Here is a 17,654-nt window from a genome sequence, read left to right as displayed (position 1 = left end):
CCGTAGGCTCCCGGAGGAGCCATCAGGCGAATGGATCATATTCGGCCACCAGGGCAACGCTGCCGTCCGCATCCTCTGCGGTGATGACCCCATATTGCTGCCCGATCGCGATGACGAAGGTGACCACCATGAGGCTGCGCGAGAGACTGAAGGCGTGACGACGAGCGGTTGCAATGTCGGTGAACATGTCGGGGTTCCTTTGCGCGCCGGCGGGTCCGTCCCGCTCGACTGGCGCCCGATGTGTCCGGCCGGCGGCCGCGATCACTTTTTGGCGCAGCCCAAAAAGCCGTAGCGCAGCGACCGGACCCCTTGCGGGTTGATCGCAATAGGCCGCCGGTCGGACCAAGGATCGCGCCTGATTGAGAGCGGGTGGACCCGCCGGCCATGACCCCATGATCCCGCCGACTTTTGCCCAGGCGGTCACCCCGCCCCCCGATCTGACGGATGGCACACCCATGACAAGCACGCGCCGCTGGGCTAGCATCGCCGCGATGCTGTTCGCACTCCTGCTTGCTGCCACCGTCATTCCCGATGGCCAGGTCTTCACCTGCACACCGACGCGCGTCTGGGATGGAGATGGGCCGATCTGGTGCCGTGAAGGCATGCATGTCCGTCTCGCCGGAATTGCGGCCCGCGAGACGGACGGGAGTTGCCGGCCAGGTCAGCCCTGCCCCGAGGCGAGCGCTCTGGCCGCCCGTGACGCTCTTGTTAATCTGCTGGGCGGCGCTCAGGGGCGCACCAGCTCGGGCCATATTCTGGTCGATGGTCCCACCATGCGCTGCCTTTCAACCGGCAACGCGCGCGGCAACAGGACCGGCGCCTGGTGCGCCGCGCCCTCTATCGGCGACCTGAGCTGCGCCATGATCCGCACCGGCACCGTGCTGCGCTGGGATCGCTATGCCCAAGGGCGATGCCGATCCCGCTGATCCGCTTGCCTCCTTTCCCGCCCGAGCAGGGAAATAGGCCCGGCGGCGAGGCCGCCGGGCCTGAAGGGACCGATTTCAGAATGGGATTTCATCATCCTCGGGCTCGTGGCCGCCGCCCGCATTGTCGTTCGCCTTGGCGCGGGTGAGGAAGGTCACCTCATCGGCGATGATCTCGACGCCGTAGCGCTCGATATTCTCGTTGTCGGTCCAGCGGGTGTAGTGAATGCGGCCACGGACCATGACCTTCATGCCTTTGTCGACATACTGCTCGACCGTCTTGCCGACCCCGTTGAAGCAGGTGATCCGGTGCCATTCGGTATCCTCGAGCCGGCGGTTGTTGTCGTCGCGGAGGATCTTGCCGTTGCTGTCGCGCTTCGGACGCGAGGTGGCGAGGCTGAAATGCGTGATGCGGGTGCCGCCTTGGGTGGTGCGGGCTTCGGGCGTGGCGCCGACATTGCCGGCGAGGATGACGAGATTGTGCATGGCTGGAGTTCCTTCGAACTGGGTCCAAGGGACCGTCCCTTCGACTGATCCCCGGCCAAGGCGGACAGGACGGATCATCCACCGGCAGGCGCAGCGCCGGGAAACCCCGAGACAAGGGGTGGTGCGGGCAGCCGTGGTACACGGCAACTCGGCCCGAAGGATCGCGGGTTGGATGGGCCGGACGGCCGACTTAGGGGTCAGATGAGGAGAAGGACGGCTCGTCGCTTGGCCGTGCCAGGAACCCCTCCATGGTGATCACAGGCATCCCCGACCTATAGGGCCACGCCGGTCCAATGCCTTGGCGAACCTCAAGCTCGACTTTGCCCCGCCCGCCGCCAAGCCGCGCGGCGAAACGGACCATATCCCGCACCGCCGTCCGGCGGAACCCAAACCATCGCATGCTCATGCTAGTGGACGGGCAAGAAGGCGCAGTTACGGCGTCGGCATCGGCAGGCTCAGTCCGGCCGCCACGGCATCGAGGAGCGAGCCCATCGCGCGCAGCACGGCCGCGAAATCGCAAACATAACCATCCGCCACCAGCGCGTCGATACGATGCCCGGCATAGGCGGGACCGAGGCTTGTAAGCAAATCGACGAGAATACGGCCCGGGGACGGGAGGCCAAGCCGCCGCGCTTCGTCGAAGGCGGCGATGAGGTCGTGACGAATATCGCGCGCGACCTCCTCGTGCGACCAGCCCCGGCTCATAAGATAGGCTTTGAGCCCCAGCTCGCAGGATATCGCCAGCAGGTGCAGCGCGGGAGCAAGAGCAACGGTGGCTCCAAAGCATGCCCCTTCGTGAAACTCGCGCGCGCGATCAAGGAAGATCGAGGCGGTCTGCCGATCGCCGGGCTCCGCCAATCTCTCGATCGCGCGCCAGCGGCGTGGCGATAGCCGGCGAAGCCATGCTGGGCCGGCCTGGTTGCGCAACTGGCGCAGGCAGGCGCCATTGGCCTCTTCGACGTCGCGGCCGGTCGACCACAAGAGCAGCAGCTTCGCTTTCCAGCGGCGGCCATGCGCCGCGCGAAAGGCAAGGAGCGCGCGCGCTGTGGGGTGATCGGGCATGAACATGATGCAAACCTCCGGGAAACGGGACGCACCCGCCCTGCCCTCCTCCCCTCCGGCATCGCAGCATTTCAAAACGGGGTAAGCCGGCCGCCAAAGCGGCCGGCGCGGCGGATCAGCCGCAGGGTCGCGACGCTGGCGGCGTGCCAAGCGGTCCGCGGCGATCAACGACGTGGATACCGCGCGCCTTGGCCTCGATCACCAGCCTTTCGGTGACACCATTGCCTTGGAAGGCGATGACGTAGCGCGGCTTGACCGAAAGCATCTGCTCATTGCGGCGGAACCCGGCGCGATCGCCGAGCTTGCGATCGAGCCCGAACCGCAGCTGCTGGATACCGTTCTGCTCGGCCCAAGACGCGGCCAGGCGCTCAATGCCTTTCATGTCACCGCCATGGACGAGATACATGTCGCCCACCCGCTCGCGGACGGCATTGAGCGTTCGCAGCAGGTTATCCGCAAACTGCTTGGCCTCGTCGTCGCTGGCGAAACGCAGCCGCCCGCCGGCGAAGATCACGGGCGTGCCATGGACCATATTGGCATCGCGCACCCTTTCTCGCCGCGCCTGGAGATAGGACCGGCCATCGACTATCGCCGCGGTCGTGCCGAGAGAAATGCGGTTGCCCGACGCCGGCACCCAGGAACGGCCCGTCTCGTGGAGATAATGGCGGGCCGCCGTGTCGCGCATGGTTTCATAGGCCTCGGCGGACTGTTCGATCTTGCGGGCGAGATCGATCTTGTCCTCAAGGTCGGCGGTCGCAACTTCCGAGCCATCCTGCTCGGCGAGCAGAAGCCGAATCTCGTCGGTCAGCCGGTCGATCATCTGGTGCTTCTTGGCGGCTGCGCGGTGGAAGAGATTGACCAGGCCCCAGCCCAGATCCTCGATGTCGCGCTCAAGCGCACTAAAGGGAAAAAGTGCGAAAAGATCGCTCCAGACAGCGCTGACGGTTTGTTCCATGGCTTCGGCGGGGGGCGGCGCCTCCAGGGTGCGCAGGTCGCCAGTGTGATCAAGATGACCAAGTTCGAGGGCGGAGAGTATCGCCGAGAGAGTGCTGGTCATGAGCTTTGCCTTTCGTTCCACTTGGGGCCGGCGGCCCATCCGCCGGATGCGCAGCCTCCGGGCCATCGAAGGAAGCGGCGGCAGCACCGCCGGGCAAAGCCCAAGGGAAACCCGGGACAATGCCGGGTGGAGCGGGCAGGCGCGCAAGCGCCAACACGGCCGGATTGGCCCCGGATTGCGGCAGCCAGCGCGATGGCCCAAGCATGCGCATCCTCTGGCGAGGGGCTGAGGCTTCATGGAATCAAGGAGCAGCGATTTTCCAGCGATCGTGTCAAATCTCGGATGCTGGATCTCGTCGCATCATGATCGACGCCTCCCGAACAGGCAGAGCTTGGGACTTGTACGAACCCGCTGGCGCGGGAGTGGCGCTTATTTTGAGGCCTGGCCAGTGACCGGCGGCCTGAGCCTAAGTTGAGGTCTGGGCTAAGTAGGCAGACGATTCCGGCTCCTTTCAACCAAGGAGTCGTATGATGACCAATATTCTGTCTGATGCCCCCGTCACTTCGCTGCGTCAGCGCATGATCGAAGACATGAACATGCGCCGGTTCACGCGGAAGACCCAGTTCGATTACGTGCGGCATGTCGCGAGGTTCGCCACATATCTTGGGCGTCCCCCCGATACTGCGACGGTAGAAGAACTCCGGCAATTCCAGGTCGAACAGCGCGAGGCGGGCATAGGGATCCCGACCATGAACAGCGTGGTTTCTGCGCTGCGCTTCTTTTTCACGCACACCATTGACCGCCCGGATCTGTCCCGCAAGCTCTACACGGTCAAGAACCCTCGCGCATTGCCCGTTGTCCTCAGCCGCGACGAGGTTGTGCTCTTACTCGGCGCGACCAACTGCCTGAAGCACAAGGCTGCACTGTCCGTTGCGTATGGCGCTGGCTTGCGCGCCGCCGAGGTCACGATGCTGAAGGTCCGCGATGTCGACAGCAAGCGCATGCTCCTGAGAGTGGAGCGCGGTAAAGGCGGGCGTTATCGCAATGCGCTCCTGCCTGCTGACCTTCTTGCCCTTTTGCGTGAGTGGTGGACGGTTGGCCGCAAGCAAGGCGTCATGCACGCCGATGGCTGGCTGTTCCCGGGCATGCACTATCTCAAGCCGCTCAGTACCAGGCAGCTCCATCGGATCGTTGTCGATGCTGCCGAGGCTGCGGGTATCAAAAAGCGGGTCGGCCCTCACACTCTGCGACACAGCTTCGCCACGCATCTGTTGGAAGACGGCGTCGATATTCGGATCATCCAGGCGCTGCTCGGGCATGCGAACCTCGAGACCACTGCTTTCTACACCACGGTCGCAACTCGAACGGTGCGCGCGGTCATCAGTCCTCTGGACAAATTGACGACGCTGCTTGAGGCGCAGGTGGCTCCTCCCGGCTGAGCCGGTGCGCGCCTCGCTCGAGGTCGCCGATATCTTCCGTAGCGCCGGGCCCGCGTATCGCTCAGCCCACGCCGGGCATCTGAGCCTCGGCCAGCTCAAGGTCATGACGGCGATTGAAAACTGCCGCACCGCCGCGCTGGGCGGTCACATCGAGGCCTGCGACGACTGTGGGCACTGGCGGATCGCCTACAACTCGTGCCGCAACCGGCATTGTCCCAAGTGCCAGGGCGCCGCGGCGCGCACCTGGCTGGCCGCGCGTGAGGCCGATCTGTTGCCGGTCGGCTACTTCCACGTCGTGTTCACGCTGCCTGCCCAGATCGCCGACGTTGCTTGGCAAAACAAGGCCGTGGTCTATGACCTGCTGTTCCGCGCTGTCAACGGGCACCGAAGATTCCGCAAAAGTGGGCATCTAAAATTCCCTAGTTTGGCGGGAGGTTTTTTTTCGGTGATCAGCCGTGATGAAGATCGAGCTTTTCCTTTGCTGGGCGACCGCGCCGTTTCGGCAAGGGCGGTGGGTTGATGGAGGGAGTGGCGCGCGCATGCTCAGGCAGCAAGTCGGCGTGCTGTCGCATGCGATAGCTGGATCCCTCGATCTGGATGACCACAGCGTGGTGAAGGAGGCGGTCCAACAAGGCCGTCGCCACCACAGGATCGCCAAAGACCTCGCCCCATTCGGCAAAGCCGCGGTTGGATGTGAGGATCATGGCGCCCTTTTCGTATCGGGCGTTGACGAGCTGGAAGAACAGGTTGCCGCCGCCCGGCGTGACAGGGAGATATCCGATCTCGTCGACGACGAGCAGGGAGGAGCGGCACAGGAAGCGGATCCTTTCGCGTAACGTGCCCTCGCGTTCAGCCTTGGCCAGCGCAGCGATCAGATCGGCAAGCGGGATGAAGTAGACGCTCTTGCCTGCCTTCACGGCTTCGACTGCGAGGGCGGTCGCGATGTGGCTTTTTCCGGTGCCCGGCGGCCCCAGCAGATGCACGACCTCGGCCCGGTTGATGAAGTCGAGGCCGGCCAGCGCCAGGATCCGGTTGCGGTCGAGCGATGGCTGGAAGGAGAAGTCATATCCGTCCAGCGTCTTGATGATCGGCAGCCTGGCCATGCGCAGGGCCGCCTTGATCCTGCGGTTCTCCCGCAGCGACAGTTCTTCGTTCAGCAATATGTCGATCGCCTCAACGCCATCGATCTTGCCCTGCTCGATCCCGCGCAGGGTGGCGTCGAGCATTTCCAGGGCGCGCGGCATTTTGAGATGGACCAGACTGCGGCGGATATTATCAACGCGAGACGCGGCACCCCCATGGCTCATGGCCGTTCTCCTCGGGCCAGTTGGCTGCCGATCGCCTGATAGATCGCCAGGGAGCGCACCGCGACATGCTCGCCGATACGACCAATGGCGATATCCTCTTTCCCATGGTGACGCCGTTTGGCGCCGCTGCCTCCGGTTCGATGCGCAGGATCGATCCTGTACTGTCGGCGCCCCTCCAGGACAGGATGCTCGGCAATGACCTTGCCTAGGTCAATGATCCGGATCTTGTCGGGCAACTGCTGGATTTCGACGACGCGGCGGGTGCGATCGGGAACGCTGTAGTAATTGCCGCCGACGGAGACCATGCCGTCGTGGCTGACCCGACGCTCCAGCTTCAGAACCGCATCGAAGCGCCCCGCTGGGAGCAACTGCAACTCTGGCTGCTCGGCGGCAAAGGCGTCGGCGATGATCCGCTGCGTCGTGCCGTGGACACGGACGTTGGCGACGGTATCGAGCCAGTCGATAAGCTGGACATTGAGATCTTCCAGATTGCGGAAGCTCCGCCCGAGGAAGAAGTCTTTGCGGATGTAGCTGAACGGCCGCTCGACCTTTCCCTTGGTCTTGGCCCGATAGGGACGACAGGCGCGCGGAACGAAGCGATAATGCCCCGCCAGAGCCAGCAATGATCGATTGTAGATGATGTGACCCTGATCGTCTTCCCCGGTCACGGCGGTTTTCATGCGATCGTAGAGGATCTCGATCGGGACGCCTCCGATCGCTTCAAAGGCCTGTATATGACAGCGCAACAGGGTTTGGAGATCCTGGTGCATGACATAGCGCGCGAACAGGAAGCGCGAATGCCCCAGCACCAGGCTGAATAGCCAGACGATCCGGCTGACGCCGGGCTCATCGGTAAAATCAACGACGAACCGGGCGAAGTCGACCTGCGCCTGCACGCCAGGCGGCGTCTCGAACCGAACCTCGAAGGGCTTGGGACCATTTTCCGGTCGGATCGCTGCCAGGAACCGCTTCACCCCAGTATAGGCGCCCATATAGCCCAGCTCACGGATTTCACGCGTCAGGCGCGCCGCCGTCAGATCGGGAAAGGCCGTCACGCGCTCACGCAGAAATTCCAGATAGGGCGCCAGCTTGTTCGGCCGTCCCAATGCGCGTGGGCCATAGACCGGGGCCTCGACGCCCCGTTCGATATATTTGCGGATGGTCTTGGGATCGCGACCAGTGCGTCGGGCGATGGCGGATATCGATACGCCCTGCCGATGTAGCTCGAGGATCATCATCAATTCTCCAAGTCGGATCATCGGCCCCGTCTCCGCGTCTGCAAAGGAGATGAGGACGATGTCGGCTCATCTCATTCTGCCGGGGCTAGCCCCGGCAGAATGAGATGAAGGGGCCACCAACTAGGGAATTTTCAAAGCCCACTTTTGCGGAGAATTGCAGGACCGATGACACGCGCCGCCGCGGACACGATGCTGACCATCGCGACCGATCCCAAGCACCTCGGCGCGCGGGTCGGGATCACCGCCGTGCTGCATACGTGGGGATCGGCACTGACCCACCACCCGCATGTGCACATGATTGTGCCTGGCGGTGGCATCGCGCGCGACGGCACGCGCTGGATATCGTCGCGCCCGGCATTCCTGCTGCCGGTGCGTGTGCTGGGCGCGTTGTTCCGCCGGCTCTTCCTCACTCGCCTGCTGGCATTGTTCGATGCGGGCAAGCTGACCTTCTTCGGCACCCTGGCTGACGTCGCGACACGCAAGGCCTTCCTGCGGTATCTGTCGCCAATCCGGAAAACGCGCTGGGTGGTCTATGCCAAGCCGCCCTTCGCCGGGCCGCAGGCGGTGCTGGCCTATCTCTCGCGCTACACGCACCGTGTTGCCATCTCGAACCGGCGCCTCATCGCCTTCGACGAGACCGGCGTGACGTTCCGGTACAAAGATTATCGCCGCGATGGCGCCGAACGCCAGCAGGTCATGACGCTGGCGACCGACGAGTTCATCCGCCGCTTTCTGATCCACGTCCTGCCACGCGGCTTCCACCGCATCCGGCATTACGGCCTGCTCGCCAGTTCAACGCACAAGGAGGCCATGGCGCTCGCCCGCAGGCTGCTGGGCGTTGCCGCGCCGATCAAGGAGTCCGAACCCGATGAACCGCCCGATCATCGTCTGCCATGCCCATGCTGCGGCGGGCACATGACCATCATTGAAGCCTTCACCCGCTGGTGCCAACCGCGTGCACCGCCGCAGCCAGCACCGCAGACCCGGGAGAACACGCCATGACCCGGCATGGCTTACCCTGCATGATGGCCGCGGGCACTGCGACCCGGCCCATGGGAGTAGGTGTGCCAACACCGCCAGCAAAGTCAAAATTAGGCTCATTGCCAGCAGGATCAGCGGCGCATCGAGGACAATGGCCATCTGACTTCCACGCTATTCCGCCCAACAAAGGCTGGGCGGCAGGCTTGCTTCAGCCAAACCAAGCAACACCAAAGCCCTTTTACCCATAGACCAGGGCGAGCCTCACCGCGGGTCGTACTTGTAAGACTTTCGTACGCCTGCCGGCGCCCGAAACCCTTCGACAAAGCCGTCGTTCGCCTGTGACATGTTAAACGGCAGCCCTGATTACAAGCCGACGTTCCCACACCTCCCGACGAACGGCCTACGCTGGTCGCATGAGCCGCATAGCCACTCCTGCGCATCTTTATCGGCGAGCGTTCTGCAGATGGCCAATGTGGTCATAGGAGAGCGATCATGGAAATGTCTGAAACAAAAGTCACCGCCGCCAAGCGCCCGGTTTGGAATGCCGGAAGGACCGTGGGTGCAAAGCGGGCTCTCAAGCCGAAGCAAATTTGGGAAATCCGATTCTATCTCAATCAGCGCCGCCGCCTGCGAGACCGGGCACTGTTCGATCTGGCGATCGACAGCAAGCTTCGGGGCTGCGACCTGGTGCAGATGAAGATCGGCGACCTGGTCAGCGGCGGGCAGATCCGAACGCGGGCAATCGTCATGCAGCAAAAAACAGGTCGACCCGTTCAATTCGAACTTCTGCCAGATGCTCGAGCCAGCTTGCTTGCATGGCTCGAGCGGCGCGGCGGCACCGTTGACGATTATGTCTTTCCCAGCAGGGTCGACCATCATGGACACCTCAGCACCCGCCAGTATGCCCGACTTGTCGATGAATGGGTGACAGGTGTCGGTTTAATGCGAAGCGAGTATGGCACGCACTCACTTCGCCGAACGAAGGCATCGATTATCTACAGGGCCACTGGTAACCTTCGCGCCGTTCAGATCCTGCTCGGCCATAGCAAGATCGAGAATACGGTACGCTATCTCGGGATCGACGTGGAAGACGCGCTCGCTCTCGCGGAAAATACCGAAATTTGAGTGTCGGCTCCTCGTCTATGGCGAGGGGCCATTTAGCGTAGCCACCAGCGGATCAAGGCTCCCACCAGCGCCAAACCAAGAACGCTCACAGCCCAAATGCCAGCGAACCAACCAAGCCGGCTTAGCCACAACGGCATCAGTGGTAGCCCTCCGTACCGACCTTGCCACGGAACACCCAGTAGGACCATGCCGTATACGCCAGAATGACAGGTAACATGACGGCGGCCCCCACCAGCATGAACACCTGACTGCGCACCGGCGCCGCCGCTTCCCAGATCGTCACGCGCGCCGGGACGACGTCCGGCCAGATCGAAACGCCCAGACCGGTCAGGCAAAGCCCGAACAGGGCGAGCGCCCAGAGAAACGGCTGCACATCGCGCTTCAGCCTGAGGCTGCGATAGAAGAGGAATGTCACGATGAGCGTGGCGAGCGGCACTTGCGCAGTTGCGAGCACGCCGGGGAAGCTCAGCCAACGATGATAGTATTGCGTCTCGAGCCTCAGCGTCGCGAGACTGATGGCGCCGATCATGATGAGCAGGCCGATCCCCAGCCGCCCGGCATAGGTCACCGCCTGCCGCTGCAGGCCGCCTCCGGTCTTCCAGTTGAGCCAGCAAGTCCCGAGCAGGGCATAGCCGACGAGCAGGCCGACGCCCGTCAGCAGGCTGAACGGCGACAGCCATTCCCACCAGCCCCCGGCATAGCTGCGCCCCCGGACCGTGATGCCCTGCAGCAGCGCGCCCAGCGCAATGCCTTGCGCGAAGGTGGCGATGACCGACCCCGTCGTGAACGCCTTGTCCCAGAACGCCCGATGTGCCGGATCGCGCCAGCGGAACTCGAATGCCACGCCGCGGAATACAAGCCCAAGCAGCATCGCGATCATCGGCGCGTACAACGCGGGAAGGATGATGGCATAGGCCAGTGGAAATGCCGCGAACAGGCCGCCGACGCCCATTACCAGCCAGGTTTCGTTGCCGTCCCAGACCGGCGCGATGCTGTTCATCGCGGTGTCGCGGTCCTGCCCAACCTTGAAGAACGGAAACAGGATGCCGATGCCAAGATCGAAGCCGTCCATCACGACATAAGCTATGATCGCAAAGCCGATGATGCAGGCCCAGATGACAGTGAGGTCGATCATGCCGAAGCTCCCTCGATGATGGCCGGCGCCGGGGTGATCCCCGCGCTGCGGATGGGCGCATCGCCCAGCGGGGTTTCATGCGCCTCGGGCGGCTTCTTCATCAGGTGAAGCAGGTACCAGATACCCATGCCGAACACGGTGAAATAGACGATAACGAATGCCAGCAGCGACGAGGCCACCGCCGGGGCATCGAGCGGCGAAGCGCTCTGCGTGGTCCTGAGCAACCCATAGACCGTGAAGGGTTGCCGCCCGACTTCCGTCACGATCCAGCCGGACAGCACCGCAATCAGTCCCGACGGCCCCATCAGCACGGCGAAGCGATGCAGCAGCGGCCAGTCATAAAGCGCCTTGCGCCAGCGTGCGATGAGGCTCAGGGCGCCGATCCCGAGCATCGCGAACCCGATGCCGACCATCGCCCGGAACGCCCAGAAGACGATGCCGACGGGCGGACGATCAGCCTGCGGCACCATATCGAGACCCTTCAGGGGCGCATCGGGGTCGTGCTTCAGGATGAGCGAGGATGCCTTGGGTATTTCGATGGCATAATCCACCCGCTGGTTCGCGCTGTTGGGAATGCCGAACAGGATCAAGGGCGCGCCATGCGGATGGCTCTGGAAATGCCCTTCCATCGCCATGACCTTCACCGGCTGATGTTCGAGCGTGTTGAGGCCATGCATGTCGCCCGCGAAAATCTGGACGGGCGCGACGATCGCGGCCATCCACATGGCCATGGAGAACATCTTGCGCGCGCCGGGATTGCTGCGGTCCTTGAGAAGATGCCAGGCACCCACCGCGCCGACGATAAACGCGGTCGTCAGATAGGCGGCAAGGACTGTGTGAAAGAGCCGATAGGGGAAGCTGGGATTGAAGATGATTGTCAGCCAGCTTGGCCCCGGCAGGAACTGGCCGTTGGCGCCGACCTCATAGCCAACGGGCGTTTGCATCCAGCTGTTGACCGACAGGATCCAGAATGCGGAAATAAAAGTCCCCAGCGCGACTGCAAGCGTCGCAACGAAGTGCAGCTTGCGCCCGACCTTATTGATCCCGAACAACATGACCCCGAGGAATCCGGCTTCTAAGAAGAAGGCGGTCAGCACCTCATAGGCCATCAGCGGTCCGATGACAGGTCCCGCCTTGTCCGAGAACACTGACCAGTTGGTGCCGAACTGGTAGGACATGACAATGCCCGAGACGACGCCCATCGCGAACACGACGGCGAAGATCTTCAGCCAGTAGCGAAACAGGTTCGCATAGACGCCCTTGCCGGTCTTCAGCCACAGAGCTTCGAGCACGGCCAGATAGCTTGCCAGCCCGATGGAAAAGGCCGGGAAGAGGAAGTGAAAGCTCACCGTGAAGGCGAATTGCGCCCTTGCGAGAATGATGGCGTCCATGAATATCCCCGTTCAGCTGGCGAGTTCGGACCAGCTCTTGAATAGCATGTAGATGGCAACGACGAGCACGAAGACTGCGAAGAGGCTGTTCAACCGGCCCTTTTCGGCGGCCAGTACCTGCGATGCACGCGTGCCGATGACGCTCCCGACAATGCCGCCCACGATGAACACGCCGGCCAGACCCCAAAGGACGTAGCCCGAAAGCGCATAGTTGAGCGCTGTCGTCAGGCCGAAGGCCGCGACCGCGACGAGCGAGGTGCCGATCGCGCGCAGGATGGGCATGTGGGTCGAGGCGATCAGCCCCGGCACAATGAGGAAACCGCCGCCGATCCCGAAGAAGCCGGAAAAGGCGCCGGTCCCGAGACCATAGCTGACAACCTTGCCGACATTCTCCCGATTGCATTGCGCGCCCTCGACGCCCTGGTCGCCGCGACCGCGAAACATCAGGACTGCCACAACGATCATCAGGATCGCGAACAGGAACAGCAGCTTGTGCCCATCGATGCTCTTGCCGAGCGTTGAGCCGCCGAGCGCACCGACGACGCCGGCAGCAGCATAGATCCCCCCGCACCGCCAGTTCACGGTGCGGGCATGGGCATGGTTCCAGAGGCCAGCAAGCGCATTGGCCGCGACGGCCAATGCACTGGTGCCGATCGCCTCATGCGGATTGCGGACACCTACGAGATAGAGCAGCAGCGGCACGGCGAGGATCGACCCGCCGCCCCCGACAAGCCCGAGGACAAAGCCCACCAGCGCACCTGACAGTCCGCCGAGGGCATATTGAAGCGGCTCAAGCATGGCTCAGTGCGCCGCTTCGATTGCGTGCGGCGCGACCATCCATTCCCGGCCCTTGAGCATGCCATGCCAGTAAACCGGCGGCAGGATGGTGTCCTTGAGGAGCCAGGACAGGCGCGAGGGCCGCGTTCCGTCGATCAGCCAATTGGGAAAGCTGGGCAGCAATTTCCCGCCGTAGCCGAACTCGGCGAGGACGATCTTGCCCGCCTCGACCGTCAGCGGGCAGGACCCGTAGCCGTCATAGTCTGCGACCGGCGGCTTGCCCTCGAGCGCGGCAAGAACATTGACCGCGACGACCGGCGCCTGCTTCCGTGCAGCAGCGGCAGTCTTAGCATTCGAGGCAGAGCAGGCGTCGCCCAATGCAAAGACATTAGGATAGCGCACATGTTGCAGCGTCGCCTCGTTGACCTCGATGAAGCCGGAGGCTGCGGCGAGCGGACTGGTGCGTACGAAATCGGGCGCGACCTGCGGCGGCACGACGTGGATTATGTCAAAGCGCTCCTCGACGCGCCGGGTGTCTTCGCCATCCTTGCGTTCGAACGTCGCCACCTTTGCGCCGCCGTCGATCGCGACGAGCTTCGATTCAAAATTGAGGTGGGCCCCGTAGCGCTCGACATATTCCATCAGCGCCGGAACATAGGCGGCGACGCCGAACAGCACCGCGCCAGCGGTGTGGAACTGGACGTCGATGTCTTGCAGGACGCCCGCCTTTTCCCAGCGATGACAGGAGAGATACATCGCTTTCTGCGGCGCGCCCGCACATTTGATCGGCATCGCCGGTTGGGTAAACAGCGCCCGACCGCTCTTGAATTCCTTCACCAGTCGGTTGGTGTAGGGCGCCAGATCATAGCCATAGTTGGAGGTCACGCCGTTCTTGCCGATTGCATCGGCGAGGCCGGGTATCGCATCCCAGTCCAGTTTAATGCCGGGACAGGCAACGAGAATGCGGTAGCGGACTTCGCTGCCGTCACTGAGGATCACCTTGTTTTCATCCGGAGCAAAGCCTGAGGCGGCGGCCCGGATCCAGGCCACTCGGTTGGGCATGACCTGCGCTTCGGTGCGGCGCGTGAAATCCTTGTGGAAGACACCCGCGCCAACCATCGTCCAGCCAGGCTGATAGTAATGCTCCTCGGAAGGCTCGATCACCGCTATATCCAGCTTGGGATTGCGCTTCAGGAGGCTGGACGCCGTTGCAATCCCGGCCGCGCCACCGCCGACAATCACAACATCGTGAACTCGGGCGCCAGGTGCCGAAGGATTTTGCGATGAGACCAATTCATACAATTTCGTCGATCGTGCGCCGGAGCGACAAAAGGCCAGAATCGGCTTAGGTAGGCGCGCAAGCGCATCCGCCATGGCCGCGACATTCGCATCAGTGATCGCTCCGGAGATTGCGGGGACATAGGCAAAGCGCAGGCCCTGTCGTTCGGCAGCTTCACCTATTTGCGCGGCGGCGATCTGGCCCGGTTCCTCACCGTCGGGTCGATTGCACATGATCGCCTTATAGCCTTGCGCAATGATCGCAGGGATGTCGGCGAGTGCGATCTGCGGGGAGACAGCGAAATCCTGGTTGAGCGGCTTGATGTTCATGGCTTCTCCTCGCTCCCGCTCCGAAGCGGGCCTCTTTTCATTTTGTGGTGATGCGGTGCAAAATCATGCCGGCGAGCATGGCGACCACGAAAATCCCCGCCTCGAATGGCGCGATGGCAAGGTCGGCGAGTGCGGGGCCGGGACATAGGCCCACGATCCCCCAACCGATTCCGAACAGCGACGCTCCACCAAGCAACTTGGCATCTATTAGGCTTGTGCCAGGCAAGTCGAAGGCGTCGCAGGCGATCGGCTTGGGCATCCGCTTCTGGATCAGCCAGGCGATCGCCATAGGCATCATCGCACCAGCCATTACGAAGGCAAGCGTGGGGTCCCACGCCCCGAACAGATCGAGGAAAGCGCGCACGCGCGCGGGGTCAGCCATGCCCGACACGGTGAGCCCCGCTCCGAACAGGAGGCCGGCAAGCAACGATATGGCGGGGATCTTCACTTGGCCCTGCCGCAGGTTGAAAGGCCGAGCGGGCGGTACAGAGGACAGAAGCTGATCGCGCTTGTCAGAAGAAATATAGCTGCGAGGATCGCCAGGGCGACACCGAGGCCGCCGCTGATCGTTCCGGTCCACCAGAGATAAGCGATCACCAAGGCTATGATGGTGCGCAGCACCCGGTCGACCGCTCCCATATTCTTTTTCATGCCCGGTGTCCTCCGACTATCCATTGATGAAACCGAAAGCGCGCATCAGCCCGACCGTGGCGAAGCCGCTGACCATGAAAGTCAGCGTTGCGACCATCGATCGGCGCGAAAGTCGGGAGAGACCGCAGACTCCGTGACCGCTCGTGCAGCCTGAACCAAGGCGCGTGCCGAAACCCACGAGCAGTCCGGCAATGGCCAGTTGCAGGATCGATCCTGTGAAAAGAGGCCTGGCGCCGCTGGAAGTCAGCGTGACGAGCAGCGCTCCCACGGGCAGCCCGATAACAAAGGCGAGCGCGACGGCGCGCGGCGCGCCCCTATCGGCAATGCCCGACGCTCGGGCGAGCATGCCGCTGACGCCAGCAATGCGACCAAGACCGAGGAGCATGATCGCGGCGGCAAGACCGATCAGCAGGCCGCCTGCCAGCCCCGCAACGGGCATGACATTAGGGAAGCCGGGCAGCATCATACCGCGTTGACCGGGATCTTGAGATAAATGACGCCATTGTCCTCGGCCGGCGGCAAGTGCCCCGCGCGCATGTTCACTTGGACAGAAGGCAGGATCAGGCGCGGCATCGCGAGCGTCTTGTCGCGTGCTTCGCGCATCGCGACGAATTCGTCTTCACTTACCCCTTCATGGATATGGACGTTGGCCTTGCGCTCGGCCTCTACGGTCGTTTCCCAGACATAGTCCTTGCGCCCCTCCGGCAGATAATCGTGGCACATGAAGAGCCGCGTCTCCGGCGGCAGTGACAAAAGCCGCATCGCAGATTGATAGAGGGTGCGGGCATCGCCACCGGGAAAATCGGCGCGCGCCGTGCCGTAGTCGGGCATGAACATGGTATCGCCGACAAAGACGGCGTCACCGATCACGTAAGCAATGCAAGCTGGCGTGTGCCCCGGGACATGCAACACCGTGACATCGAGATTGCCGATGCGGAAACGGTCGCCATCTTTCCAAAGGCGATCGAAGTCCGAGCCGTCGCGCTCGAAGTCGGTACCGGCATTGAACAGCTTGCCGAATGTCTCCTGCACGATGACGATGTGCTCGCCGATGGCGATCTTTCCGCCGATCTTCTGCTGCAGATAGGGCGCGGCCGAGAGGTGATCGGCGTGGGCGTGGGTCTCCAGATGCCAGTCGACGGATAACCCCTTTTCCTTGACGTAGGCGAGCACCGCCTCGGCTGCGGAGAAAGATGTGCGCCCCGAAGCCGGATCATAATCCAGAACGCTGTCGACGATCGCGGCGCGAAGGCTCTCTGGATCGTGCACGACGTAGGTCACCGTGAAGGTCGGCTCGTCGAAGAACGCCTTGATCTGGGGAATGCCAACCTGAGCGGCAGAGATTTGCGACGAGGCTGCTGCAAGCGCGGAGTCGGTCACGGAAAACCTCATGAATTCATATTTACACATATCGTGTAATTGACTAACCCTCTTGCGTCAAGGGGCGGGAGTGTCGAAGGAAGCGCTATGGAAATCGCACAAAGAACGGAGAGCCGGTCACCGCGCATTGGAGAGATCGCGCCGGATTTCCGCGCCCGCTCGACGGGAGGCGAGATCCAGCTTTCCAAGCTGCGCGGACGCTGGGTCCTCTTTTTTTCCCATCCGGCAGACTTCACGCCCGTCTGCAGCACGGAATTCGCTGAACTCGCCCGGCGTCAGTCGGAATTTGAAGCCCTCGAAACGTCACTGTTGGGGCTATCCGTCGATAGCCTTTACTCGCATTTGGCGTGGGTCCGGGCGATCCGTGTGACGCTGGACGCCGATGTCCGCTTTCCCATAATTGAAGATCCGAGCATGGCGATCGGGCGTGCCTATGGCATGATCGATGAGCAATCGGCCGACAGCATGGCGATGCGCTCGACTTTCTTCATCGACCCTGAAGGCGTCATTAGAGCGATTACCTGCTATCCCCATAATGTGGGGCGTTCGGTTGATGAGATGCTGCGGATGCTTAAAGCGTTGAAGGCTGTGAGCAACGCCCAAACCCTGGCTCCTGAAGGATGGCGCGAAGGGAAACCGTTACTCAGTCCCCCATCCGACATTGATGAAGATCGCGAGGACTGGTTCTGCCGCTTCGTGGACGCGCCATGACGGCCGCATTTTACGAGGACCGCGATGCTGCGACCGTCGCATGCGACAAGCTCAAGGTCTTTGCGCAACCTCAGCGCCTCATGATCCTCTCCTGTCTGTTGCGCGGTGAGCGCAACGTGTCGGAAATCGGTGAAGCAACTCAGATCGCTCAACCAGCACTAAGCCAGCAGCTCGGCGAATTGCGCCGCGCCAATCTCGTTCAAACGCGCAAGGAGGCCAAGTTGGTCTGGTATACGCTTGCCGACGAGGGCGTCGCATTATGTGTCCGAACGATGGAAGCGATTTTTGGGGGGCTGGGTCAAGTCGACGATCTGCGCACGCCTTCACATCCGACAAAGCGTCCGCCATCTCCTGAGGGTGTTGCCGGCTTCGCTCAAATTATCGATTGAAATTTTCTGCCGAAAACTCCCTGGTTCCAAATTTGAAAGGGCCACACCGGAATC

Annotated in this window: 20 protein-coding genes and 1 pseudogene; 7 read left to right on the top strand and 14 right to left on the bottom strand. The window is 62.6% G+C overall.

Features of this window, described 5'->3' with window-relative positions; all coding sequences use genetic code 11:
• Positions 1-22 precede the first annotated feature (22 nt).
• Positions 23-187, bottom strand: coding sequence for a hypothetical protein (locus N6H05_RS25310; protein WP_007682673.1), 165 nt, complete (start codon positions 185-187; stop codon positions 23-25).
• A 304-nt stretch (positions 188-491) separates the two neighbouring features.
• On the opposite strand from N6H05_RS25310, the gene N6H05_RS25305 reads away from it, so the two are divergent.
• The gene (locus N6H05_RS25305) at positions 492-926 is read left to right on the top strand and encodes a thermonuclease family protein (RefSeq protein WP_284114498.1); all 435 of its coding nucleotides are present in this window, start codon (positions 492-494) and stop codon (positions 924-926) included.
• A 75-nt stretch (positions 927-1,001) separates the two neighbouring features.
• On the opposite strand, the gene N6H05_RS25300 is transcribed toward N6H05_RS25305, so the two are convergent.
• The 3 genes from N6H05_RS25300 to N6H05_RS25290 form a co-directional block, all read right to left on the bottom strand.
• Complete coding sequence (locus N6H05_RS25300; RefSeq protein WP_046765830.1) at positions 1,002-1,409, bottom strand: single-stranded DNA-binding protein; 408 nt, start codon at positions 1,407-1,409, stop codon at positions 1,002-1,004.
• Positions 1,410-1,841: 432 nt separating this feature from the next.
• Positions 1,842-2,477: a hypothetical protein gene (locus N6H05_RS25295; protein WP_046765829.1), complete on the bottom strand. Its 636-nt coding sequence runs from the start codon at positions 2,475-2,477 to the stop codon at positions 1,842-1,844.
• Between the two features lie 109 nt (positions 2,478-2,586).
• On the bottom strand, positions 2,587-3,528 hold the full coding sequence (locus N6H05_RS25290) for a DUF2493 domain-containing protein (protein WP_020820493.1): 942 nt from the start codon (positions 3,526-3,528) through the stop codon (positions 2,587-2,589).
• Between the two features lie 467 nt (positions 3,529-3,995).
• Between N6H05_RS25290 and N6H05_RS25285 the strand changes: the two genes are divergently transcribed.
• Positions 3,996-4,907 (top strand): tyrosine-type recombinase/integrase, encoded by a 912-nt coding sequence (locus N6H05_RS25285; protein ID WP_502958985.1) that lies wholly within the window; start codon positions 3,996-3,998, stop codon positions 4,905-4,907.
• 4 nt (positions 4,908-4,911) lie between these two features.
• Positions 4,912-5,280 (top strand): annotated as a pseudogene (locus N6H05_RS25280) (IS91 family transposase); the annotation flags it as partial.
• 76 nt (positions 5,281-5,356) lie between these two features.
• On the opposite strand, the gene istB reads toward N6H05_RS25280, so the two are convergent.
• The gene (istB, locus tag N6H05_RS25275) at positions 5,357-6,214 is read right to left on the bottom strand and encodes an IS21-like element helper ATPase IstB (RefSeq protein ID WP_284114400.1); all 858 of its coding nucleotides are present in this window, start codon (positions 6,212-6,214) and stop codon (positions 5,357-5,359) included.
• Positions 6,211-7,473, bottom strand: a complete 1,263-nt coding sequence (gene istA / locus N6H05_RS25270; RefSeq protein WP_284114399.1) for an IS21 family transposase — start codon at positions 7,471-7,473, stop codon at positions 6,211-6,213. The genes istB and istA overlap by 4 nt, the downstream gene beginning before the upstream one ends.
• Before the next feature lie 123 nt (positions 7,474-7,596).
• Here istA and N6H05_RS25265 point away from each other — a divergent pair, with 123 nt between their 5' ends.
• A complete protein-coding gene (locus tag N6H05_RS25265; protein WP_502958984.1) occupies positions 7,597-8,454 on the top strand; it encodes an IS91 family transposase in 858 nt (285 codons plus the stop codon).
• 471 nt (positions 8,455-8,925) lie between these two features.
• Positions 8,926-9,558: a tyrosine-type recombinase/integrase gene (locus N6H05_RS25260; RefSeq protein WP_076715793.1), complete on the top strand. Its 633-nt coding sequence runs from the start codon at positions 8,926-8,928 to the stop codon at positions 9,556-9,558.
• 136 nt (positions 9,559-9,694) lie between these two features.
• Here N6H05_RS25260 and cydB read toward each other — a convergent pair whose 3' ends face one another.
• Genes cydB through N6H05_RS25215 form a run of 8 tightly spaced genes read right to left on the bottom strand, consistent with a single transcriptional unit; the run spans position 9,695 to position 16,500 of the window.
• Positions 9,695-10,693, bottom strand: coding sequence for a cytochrome d ubiquinol oxidase subunit II (cydB, locus tag N6H05_RS25250; protein WP_076715794.1), 999 nt, complete (start codon positions 10,691-10,693; stop codon positions 9,695-9,697).
• Positions 10,690-12,084 (bottom strand): cytochrome ubiquinol oxidase subunit I, encoded by a 1,395-nt coding sequence (locus N6H05_RS25245; RefSeq protein WP_076715795.1) that lies wholly within the window; start codon positions 12,082-12,084, stop codon positions 10,690-10,692. The genes cydB and N6H05_RS25245 overlap by 4 nt, the downstream gene beginning before the upstream one ends.
• A gap of 12 nt (positions 12,085-12,096) precedes the next feature.
• On the bottom strand, positions 12,097-12,882 hold the full coding sequence (locus tag N6H05_RS25240; RefSeq protein WP_076715796.1) for a sulfite exporter TauE/SafE family protein: 786 nt from the start codon (positions 12,880-12,882) through the stop codon (positions 12,097-12,099).
• A 3-nt stretch (positions 12,883-12,885) separates the two neighbouring features.
• Positions 12,886-14,469: a bifunctional protein tyrosine phosphatase family protein/NAD(P)/FAD-dependent oxidoreductase gene (locus N6H05_RS25235; protein ID WP_076715797.1), complete on the bottom strand. Its 1,584-nt coding sequence runs from the start codon at positions 14,467-14,469 to the stop codon at positions 12,886-12,888.
• Positions 14,470-14,506: 37 nt separating this feature from the next.
• The gene (locus tag N6H05_RS25230; RefSeq protein ID WP_004210536.1) at positions 14,507-14,917 is read right to left on the bottom strand and encodes a DUF6691 family protein; all 411 of its coding nucleotides are present in this window, start codon (positions 14,915-14,917) and stop codon (positions 14,507-14,509) included.
• On the bottom strand, positions 14,914-15,120 hold the full coding sequence (locus N6H05_RS25225) for a YgaP family membrane protein (RefSeq protein ID WP_004210535.1): 207 nt from the start codon (positions 15,118-15,120) through the stop codon (positions 14,914-14,916). Before N6H05_RS25225 ends, N6H05_RS25230 begins: the two co-directional genes overlap by 4 nt.
• Positions 15,121-15,136: 16 nt before the next feature.
• On the bottom strand, positions 15,137-15,586 hold the full coding sequence (locus N6H05_RS25220; protein ID WP_284114398.1) for a YeeE/YedE family protein: 450 nt from the start codon (positions 15,584-15,586) through the stop codon (positions 15,137-15,139).
• A complete protein-coding gene (locus N6H05_RS25215) occupies positions 15,583-16,500 on the bottom strand; it encodes an MBL fold metallo-hydrolase (RefSeq protein ID WP_004210532.1) in 918 nt (305 codons plus the stop codon). The genes N6H05_RS25220 and N6H05_RS25215 overlap by 4 nt, the downstream gene beginning before the upstream one ends.
• Before the next feature lie 87 nt (positions 16,501-16,587).
• On the opposite strand from N6H05_RS25215, the gene N6H05_RS25210 reads away from it, so the two are divergent.
• Complete coding sequence (locus tag N6H05_RS25210; RefSeq protein WP_004210531.1) at positions 16,588-17,211, top strand: peroxiredoxin; 624 nt, start codon at positions 16,588-16,590, stop codon at positions 17,209-17,211.
• Complete coding sequence (locus N6H05_RS25205) at positions 17,208-17,600, top strand: ArsR/SmtB family transcription factor (RefSeq protein WP_076715799.1); 393 nt, start codon at positions 17,208-17,210, stop codon at positions 17,598-17,600. Before N6H05_RS25210 ends, N6H05_RS25205 begins: the two co-directional genes overlap by 4 nt.
• The last annotated feature ends 54 nt before the right edge of the window (positions 17,601-17,654 follow it).

The organism is Sphingobium sp. WTD-1 (assembly GCF_030128825.1).
Lineage (GTDB): Bacteria > Pseudomonadota > Alphaproteobacteria > Sphingomonadales > Sphingomonadaceae > Sphingobium.
Note: the sequence above shows the minus strand (reverse complement) of the source record. Positions and strands in the feature narration are given on the sequence as shown.